Below are 7,055 nucleotides of genomic sequence, written 5' to 3'. Positions count from 1 at the left end.
CCTGAATACCGCCAAGCGCGGTGAGGTGCCGGGCCTGTTGGAGAACTGGCTGGACGAGCTGGATGCCGAGGGGCGCTGGGCGCTGCTGAAACTGGTGACGGGCAGTTTGCGCGTTGGCGTATCGGCGCGGCTGGCGTGGCAGGCGGCGGCGGATTACGGCGGCGTGGACGTGGCCGACATTCAAGAGGTCTGGCACGGACAGGAGCCGCCCTATCTCGATCTTCTGGCGTGGCTGGACGGCAGGGGCGAGCGTCCTCAAGTCGAAGCCCATGGTCGGTTCCGTCCCGTCATGCTGGCCCATCCGATCGACGAGGCGACGGAGATGCCGCGCCTGAACCCCGCCGACTTCGTGGCCGAATGGAAATGGGACGGCATCCGCGTTCAGGCGGTGAGCGAGGGCGGCATCAAACGCCTCTATTCCCGCACGGGCGAGGATATCGGCCACGCCTTTCCCGATGTGATCGAGGCGATGGAGTTCGAGGGTGTTCTGGACGGCGAATTGATCGTCATCCGCGATCGCGTCATGGGCAGTTTCTCGGACCTGCAACAGAGGCTGAACCGCAAGAGCGTCGATGCCAAACGCATGGCGGCCTATCCTGCGGGCATCCGGGCCTATGACCTGCTGGCCGACGGGGATGAGGACACCCGCGCCCTGCCATTTTCCGAGCGGCGCGCACGGCTGGAAGCCTTCATCGCCGCCATCGCCTCACCGCGCATCGACATCTCGCCGCTGGTCAAGATCGAAAGCTGGGATCAGCTGGCCGAACTTCGCGCCAATCCGCCCGAGGGGGATGCGCGGCTGGCCGAGGGTTTCATGCTGAAACGCCGCGACAGCGTCTATGAGGCGGGCCGCCCCAAGGGGCCGTGGTTCAAGTGGAAACGCGACCCCATGCTGGTCGATGCCGTGCTGATGTACGCCCAGCGCGGGCACGGCAAACGCTCCAGCTTCTATTCCGACTTCACCTTCGGCGTCTGGACCACGGATGATGCGGGGCAATACGTCCTGACCCCCGTCGGCAAGGCCTATTTCGGCTTTACGGATGAAGAACTGAAACAGCTCGACAAATTCGTGCGCGACAACACCACCGACCGCTTCGGCCCCGTCCGCGCGGTCAAGGCCACGCGCGACTTCGGACTGGTGGTCGAAGTCGCCTTCGAGGGCCTGCAACGCTCCACCCGCCACAAGTCCGGCATCGCCATGCGCTTCCCGAGGATCAACCGGATACGTTGGGACAAGCCTGCGGGAGAGGCGGATGAGTTGGGGGTGCTTGAGGGGATGCTGAAAGGTTAAAACAGCGTGCTAGGAAAACCCGTAAACGGTGCGATGCGGCAGCGCCCCTTCGTTTCTAAAAACAATGGATAAGGTCTGCTAGTTATCCAATACATCCGATGTTGACCCGATACTCTGGACACCTCATTTTGCATCGAAGAACGACGGCTAGCTGTCTCAACCTGCTCTTCAGCAAAAACGATACGATCAGGATGTACCGCGACAATGTCGTAAACGCGCTCGCAATGATCCCAACACCACTTCATTGCATCGACATCCACCCTAAACCCGTATTCTAACGGTTCGACCGCGCCATCCGCCTGTCGAGTGCCTGAGCAAGCTAGGTTGAACTGCTTTGTGTCAGCATACGCGGATTGGAATCCTAACAGCACGTACAGAAGGGTTCCTCCCCCCAGGAGGATAGTCTTGAACACGTTCTTTCCCACTTTCGTTTTGCCCCTTTGATACCAATAAGAATAACATCGCTATCAAAATAGTCTAATGACCACGTCGGGAGTCGAATAAGCGCAATCCCTCCCCATATGATAAGTTGATGGAATCTTCCGAACTTATCCTCCCCGCCCGCTTCACCGACTGGTTCGCCCGTCGAGGGTGGAGCGCGCGTCCGCATCAGTTGGCGATGGTGGAAAAGGGGCTGGCGGGTGAGGACGCCTTGCTGGTGGCACCGACGGGCGGGGGCAAGACACTGGCGGGGTTCTTGCCGAGCCTGATCGAGCTGTCGCAGCGGGAGAAGGCCCCGGGCGAGCTGTCTTCGGTTCATACCCTCTACATCTCGCCGCTAAAGGCGCTGGCGGTAGATGTGGAGCGCAATCTGCTAACGCCGGTGCGCGAGATGGGTCTGGATATCGCCATCGAGAGCCGCACGGGCGACACCAATCAATCGAAGCGCGCGCGCCAGAGGCTGGCCCCGCCCGACATCCTTTTGACCACGCCCGAGCAGTTGGCCCTGTTCTGCGCGTGGGAGGGGGCGCGGGAATACTTCAAAGACCTGCGCTGTGTCGTGATCGACGAGATCCACGCCATCCACGGGTCAAAGCGCGGGGACCTGTTGTCGCTGGGGCTGGCGCGGTTGCGGGCCTTTGCGCCCAAGATGCGCAGCGTCGGCCTGTCAGCCACGGTGAACGACCCCAAGGCCATCCGTGGCTGGCTGTCGGACAGGGGCGACGACATCGTTTTCGGGCAAGCGGGCGCGCCGCCGGAACTGGATGTGCTGCTCAGCGAGAACCGCGTGCCGTGGGCGGGCCACACCGCCAAGCATGCGATGCAGGAGGTGTATGACACCATCAAGAGCGCTGAGACCGCGCTGGTTTTCGTCAACACGCGCTGGCAGGCGGAATATGCGTTTCAGGAGCTGTGGCGGCTGAACGACGACAACCTGCCGATTGCCCTTCACCACGGCAGCCTGTCCGCCGAGCAACGCCGCAAGGTCGAAGCCATGATGACCAAGGGCCTGCTGAAGGCCGTGGTCTGTACCTCCACCCTCGATCTGGGCATCGACTGGGGCAATGTCGATCTTGTGATCCAGCTGGCCGCGCCAAAAGGATCGTCGCGTCTGGTGCAACGGATCGGGCGGGCCAACCACCGTCTGGACGAGCCGTCGCGGGCGGTGCTGGTCCCCGCCAGCCGGTTCGAGATGCTGGAGTGCCAAGCCGCTGTGGAAGCTGTGATGGAAGCCGCCCACGATGGCGAGCCGATCCGCAACGGGGCCAAGGATGTGCTGGCCCAGCACGTTATGGGCGTGGCCTGTGCGGAAGCCTTCGACCTTGAGGAGTTGTACGACGAGGTCCGTACGGCCGCCCCTTACCGCGACCTGACGTGGGAGGATTGGGAACAGGTGGTCGATTTCGTATCGACCGGCGGATATGCGCTGAAATCCTATGACAAATACCGCCGCATCGTGCGGGGCCGCGACGGGCTGTGGAAGGCGCGGACGAAAGAGATCATCGCCCGCCACCGGATGAATGTGGGGGCCATTGTCGCGGCTCAGACCCTGACCGTCCGCACTCGGGGGCGGCGTGGCACGGGCCGCAAGATCGGCGACGCCGAAGAGACCCTGTTCGAGCAGATGAGCATCGGCGACAGCTTTGTCTTCGCGGGCGAGATCTGGCGGTTCGAAGGCGTGGAAGGCACCAATGCCATCGTCAGCGCCACCAGCGATGACGACCCGATGGTGCCCAGCTGGGGCGGATCGCGCATCCCCATTTCCTCGCACCTCGCCTATCGCGTGCGGCGGTTGATGGCCGAGCGCGACACATGGGCTCGCCTGCCCGCCGATGTTCAGGAATGGCTGGAGGCGCAGGATGACCATTCCGGCATCCCCGCCATGGACGACCTGCTGGTCGAGACGTTCCAGCGCGGCAAGCGCCACTTCATGATCGTCTATCCGTTCGAGGGCGTTCTCGCGCACACCACCTTGGCCATGCTGCTGACACGTCGGCTGGACCGCGCGGGTGTGGGGCCGATCGGCTATGTCGCCAATGACTTTTCGCTGTGCATCTGGTCGATGCGGTCGATGGCCGATCTCGATTTCGACGCCCTGTTTGAACAGGACATGCTGGGCGACGATCTGGAAAGCTGGCTGGACGAGAGCTTCATGATGAAGAAGTCGTTCAAGGAATGCGCCCAGATCGCGGGGCTGATCGAGCGGCGCATGCCCGGTCACGAAAAGACGGGACGTCAGGTCACCTTCTCCGCCGACCTGATCTACGACACGCTGAGACGCCATGATCCGCAGCATCTGCTGCTGCGCTGCGCGCGAGAGGATGCGGCGCGGGGCCTTTTGGATGTGGCGCGTCTGGGTGAACTATTGTCGCGTATCCGTGGGCGGATCAGGGTCTATAATCTGCCGAAAGTGTCGCCCTTTGCCGTGCCCATGCTGATGGAGATCGGCAAGGAACGCGCCCCCGGAACCTCTGCTGCCGATATGATGCTGGAAGACGCCGCCCTGATCGATGAGGCCATGAGCTAATGCAGATTAGCGTGGCGGGCGAACCGTGCGTGCTGCGGGCGGCGGGAACGCTGTGGCTGCCGCAGCACCAATCGCTGGTGGTGTCGGACCTGCACTTTGAAAAGGGCTCGGCCTATGCGGCCAGGGGCCAGCTTCTTCCGCCTTATGACACGCGCGAAACGCTGAACCGGCTGATGGCCGAACTGGTTGCGGTCCAGCCGCGATGCCTCGTCTTTCTGGGTGACAGCCTGCACGACATGGGCGCGATCAGCCGTATTCCTGTGGCCGAGCGTGAGGCGATCATGGGTCTGGCCCGCGATTTCGATCTGGTGTGGATCAGTGGCAACCACGACCCCGACGGTGGCGCGGCCTTTGGCGGGCGCAGCGCCGACGAGGTGCGGTTGGGTCAACTTGTCCTGCGACACGAACCTCTAGCAGGCGAGGCCGTCGGTGAGGTTTGCGGCCACCTTCACCCCTGCGCCGTCGTGCGCGGCCCTGCGGGATCGGTGCGGCGGCGCTGTTTTATCGGTGACGGCTCGCGTCTGATCATGCCATCGTTCGGAGCCTATACGGGCGGGCTGAATGTGCATGACCGCGCCTATGGGGAATTGTTCCAACAGGCACCGACTGCCTACCTTACCGGCGAGCGGGTCGCGCGGGTACCGTATCACCGCCTGTCTCCCGACCGCAGCCGCCCGATCCGGCGCTCGGCCTAGCGACCCTTATTGACATTACTGTATGCAACGTTGATAGCCTGAAGGTCGTTGATCCGGGCAGTAAGCGGGGACAGGCGATGGCTGGACGACTAAAGGCTTTTGGTGCGGGCTTGCTGGCAGCAACGATGCTGACAGCGCCCGTTGCAATGGCGCAAACCACCGACAGCGTAACGCGGGAGGCCTCCGCCGCCCGCGCCCTGACGTTTGAACAGGCCGAGGCGCGACTGCGCGAGACGTCGAACCTGTCCCGCGCCGCCGACCACAACCAGCAGGCGGCGCAAGCGCATGCCAATGTCGCCAACGGCCTGATGCGCCCGACCGTGTCGCTGGATGCCATGCTGATCCGCTATCGCAAGACATTCAATATCCCGCTGGCCGATGGTCTGGACCGCGCACAACAGGATCTGGGCGCAGCCATCCCCGGACTGGTGGACACCATCGGGGTCGCGCCGGATCTAGCCGGTCTGATCGAGCAGAGGCTGCAACAGGTCCTGCCGGAAATCTTCACCGCCCTGCCGCAGGACATTCGCCTGCAACTGGACGAGACATCGTTCCGCCCCACGGTAACGGCGATCCAGCCCATTTATACGGGCGGAGCGGTCCCTGCCCTGCAACGCGCGGCAGCGGCCAATCTCGATCTGGCCGAGGCGCGCCGTACCGAGGCGGCAGAGCTGGAAAGCGTCAATCTGGTGCGTGTCTATTTCGGACAGGTGCTGGCTGCGGAGGCGCTGGAGGTCGCCATCGAGACGCGCGACGGCTTCAACCTCCATCTTGAGAACGCACAGCGCATGGAGCGCGAAGGTGTGCTGGCCCGCGCGCAGGTGCTTCAGGTCGAGGTCGCCCGCGACACGGCGCAGCGTCAGGTCAACCGCGCCGAGGTGGAATACCAAAACGCCATCGCTGCCCTCGACCGTCTGATGGAGGCCAGCGGCAGGGTCGATCCGGCTACGCCCCTGTTCGTCAACCGCGAGAGCGTGGGCGGGCTTCATCTGTTTACCGATCCCGCGCGCCCCTCCAACGCCCGCATCGCGCAAGCCAGCGCGGGCCGCAATCTGGCCGAGGCGGGTGCCGATCTGGCCGCCTCGCAGTTCAAGCCCAAGGTCTATGCCTTTGGTACCTATAATATGAACCCCGACGACGCGCTGGCGACCGAGCCGGATTGGGCCTTTGGCATCGGCATGCGCTACACCCTGTTGTCGTCGATCAACCGGCGCGAAATGGTCGGGGCCGCCCGCGCACAAGCCTCCGCCGCTGCCGAGATCGAGCGACAGGCCCGCGAGGACAGCCGCCTTCTCGTTACCCGCGCCTATAACCAAACCGAACTGGCCCGCCGCCAGTTCCTGTCGATAGACTCCAGCCTGCGGGCCGCCACCGAGAACCTGCGGGTTCAGGAAATCGGCTTCCGCGAGGGCGAGACCACCGCCGCCATGGTTATCGATGCGCGAAATATGCTGGCGACCGCCCAGCTCCAGCGCGCGCTGACCGCCTATGAATACCAGCTCAGTCTGGCGGCCCTGCTGGCGACCAGCGGCCAGACCGGCACCTTTGCCGACTATCTCCAACGCCCTGACCGGATCGACGCTCAATGACCGAGATCATGCCGCCCGAAACTGCTCCGGCCCCCAAGGCGCGTCCGAAGAAGAAACCGCCGGTCAAGGCGCTGCTGATTGCGCTTTTGGCTCTGCTCGTCGTGGGCTTCATCATCGTCGGCCTGTTCCTCGCGGCCAAGCCCGCGCCGGTGCAGATACAGGGCATGGTCGAGGCCGAGACCTTTGTCGTCTCCACCAAGGTGCCGAGCCGCGTCGAGCAGTTCCTCGCCGAAGAAGGCCAGCAGGTCAGCGCCGGAACCGAGCTGGCTGTTATGTCCAGCCCCGAGGTCGAGGCCAAAGACATGCAGGCGAGAGCCCTGCTGAAATCGGCCGAGGCTATCCAGTCGCTCAGCGTCGAGGGCGCACGCGGCGAGGACGTCAACACCGTCTATTCCATCTGGCAGGCTGCGGTATCCGCCGCACAACTGGCCGACCAGACCGCCCGCCGTGCCGAGAACCTCTATGCCGAGGGCGTCATCAGCGCCCAGCGCCGCGACGAGGCGGTCGCCGCC

At 63.8% G+C, this 7,055-nt stretch carries 5 protein-coding genes; all 5 read left to right on the top strand.

Annotated features, from left to right (window positions below):
* The coding region (locus OB03_RS14550; protein ID WP_461344640.1) for a cisplatin damage response ATP-dependent DNA ligase at nt 1-1,291 on the top strand (1,291 nt) is incomplete at its 5' end.
* A 532-nt stretch (nt 1,292-1,823) separates the two neighbouring features.
* Nucleotides 1,824-4,259, top strand: a complete 2,436-nt coding sequence (locus OB03_RS14545) for a ligase-associated DNA damage response DEXH box helicase (RefSeq protein ID WP_461344639.1) — start codon at nt 1,824-1,826, stop codon at nt 4,257-4,259.
* Complete coding sequence (gene pdeM / locus OB03_RS14540) at nt 4,259-4,954, top strand: ligase-associated DNA damage response endonuclease PdeM (RefSeq protein ID WP_461344638.1); 696 nt, start codon at nt 4,259-4,261, stop codon at nt 4,952-4,954. The genes OB03_RS14545 and pdeM overlap by 1 nt, the downstream gene beginning before the upstream one ends.
* 77 nt (nt 4,955-5,031) lie before the next feature.
* Nucleotides 5,032-6,543 (top strand): TolC family protein, encoded by a 1,512-nt coding sequence (locus tag OB03_RS14535; RefSeq protein WP_461344637.1) that lies wholly within the window; start codon nt 5,032-5,034, stop codon nt 6,541-6,543.
* The coding region (locus tag OB03_RS14530) for an HlyD family secretion protein (protein ID WP_461344636.1) at nt 6,540-7,055 on the top strand (516 nt) is incomplete at its 3' end. The genes OB03_RS14535 and OB03_RS14530, both read left to right, overlap by 4 nt.

The organism is Brevundimonas sp. GN22 (assembly GCF_054824005.1).
The sequence above is the reverse complement of the archived record's forward strand: the minus strand, read 5'-3'. Positions and strand labels throughout refer to the sequence as shown.